Source organism: Micromonospora sp. MW-13, from assembly GCF_003434305.1.
Taxonomy (GTDB): domain Bacteria; phylum Actinomycetota; class Actinomycetes; order Mycobacteriales; family Micromonosporaceae; genus Micromonospora.
The window spans coordinates 1-1,675 of sequence record NZ_QKKX01000108.1; the positions used below are offsets into that span (position 1 = coordinate 1).

Genomic DNA, 1,675 nt, shown 5'->3' on the forward strand with positions numbered 1-1,675 from the left:
GCCTCGATCATTCACGGCTGATGTCGGCCGCTTCGGCCCCAGGCCTCTGATCGCTGGTGTTCGGTGCGATTGGGTTGAGGGCATGGTGTCGGGCCGTCTGTCGCGGCGGTGGGCGTGGTCTCCTTTGGTTCCTCCGGTCGTCGGGACAGGGCTGTGCTGGTCAGCCGGGGGCGGGGATCGCCGCGATCCGGGTGAACGCGGCGGTGATCTGTTCGGCCCAGGGCCAGGTTGGTGGGATTCGTAGCCGGCGGCGGCGTTGACCGTGGACCAGGCGGGCGGCGGTGTGCAGCAGGCGGTAGCGCAGCCGTTTCGGTTCGGCCTTGGCCAGCTCGCCGTCGAGAGCGAGGGTCTGCAGCCAGGCGATCAGGTCGCAGGCCATCGCCGTGAGCTGGCACCACGTTTGGTTGATGGCGAACTCGCGTGACGGTAGCCGGCCCAATCCGGTGTCTTTGGTGCAGCGGATGCGGTCTTCGACGCGGGCGTGGGCGCGGTGGCGGGCTTCGAGCCACTGCAGCCCGCCGGCCGGGGTGTTGGTGACGAACGCGGTGTAACGCCAGCCGTCACGCTCCTCGAACAGCGACAACTGGGCGCCGGGGTGGGGTCGTTCCCGGCGGACGATCACCCGCATGCCGGGCGGCCAGCCGGCCAGGGTGAGCAGGCCGGTCAACTCCGCGACCTGGGCGCCGTCGCGGACGCCGCCGTCAGCGGCCAACGCGGGTGACCAGGCCGCGGTCGGCAGTGCGTCGATGGCGCCGCGTTCGGCCTCGCCGATCGACCAGCCGAGGGAGTACTCCACGCGTCGGTTGCGCTTGGCGTCCTGCGCGGTCAGCCAGTCGATCACGGCGTGGGTTGCGGCGGCCGAGTCGCCACGGATGAGCAGGTTCCTGCGGTGGGCGGCCGGGACCTGCGCGAACGCCTCGGTCAACACGTCCAGATGGTCGCCGGCGGTGTTCGCCCCGGCGTTGCCCGGCCGCAGCCGGATCGCCAGCAACTCACCGGTGTTGTCGCAGGTCACCAGGATCGGATGGAACCCGTAGGTGTGCTTGTAGGTGGCCGCGGCGCCGCCCTTGTCGCTGTGGGCGAGGACGATCGTGGAATCCACGTCCAGCACAACGAGGCCGTCGCCGACGCTGCGGCCGGCGGCGCACGCGGCCGGGACCTGCCCGAACAACGCCCACACCCGGGCCCGGACCTTCGCCCGCACCCTTCTGATGCGCCGCAACTGCACGTCACTGATCTCGTCGAGGGCCCGCCAACACGTCGCCGGCGACGCCACCGGACCGAACACCTCACCCTGATGGCGCAGCACGTCGATATCCGCGATCGCCTCACCACCGTCGGCGATCATCACTGCCAGGTCGACCAGCACCCTGCCCCGGTCCCGACCCGGGACGAACCCTCGCCGGGCCACCGCCACCGACAACGCCTGCGTCAGCCCGCTGCGATCAGCCAGCAGCCGCAGCAGCGCCGCCCCGACATGCGACACCACACCACGGCCGCCGACCTCGACGGACAAACCCTTCGACCAATCGGTAATCTGCACCTACGAAGTGCCTCTCACACGGGGAACCTGCACGACTCGACACCGGGCAGTTTTCCTTACGTGGCAGGCACTTCGCCATATCTACCCACCCGCCGAACATCCAAGATCACGACCGCCGTGAAAGGCCGAGGC

Annotated in this window: 1 protein-coding gene; it reads right to left on the minus strand. The window is 70.0% G+C overall.

Going from position 1 to position 1,675, the window contains the following annotated elements; all coding sequences use genetic code 11:
- Positions 1-160: 160 nt before the first annotated feature.
- The gene (locus C5N14_RS31430; protein ID WP_117673534.1) at positions 161-1,543 is read right to left on the minus strand and encodes an IS1380 family transposase; all 1,383 of its coding nucleotides are present in this window, start codon (positions 1,541-1,543) and stop codon (positions 161-163) included.
- Positions 1,544-1,675: the final 132 nt, after the last annotated feature.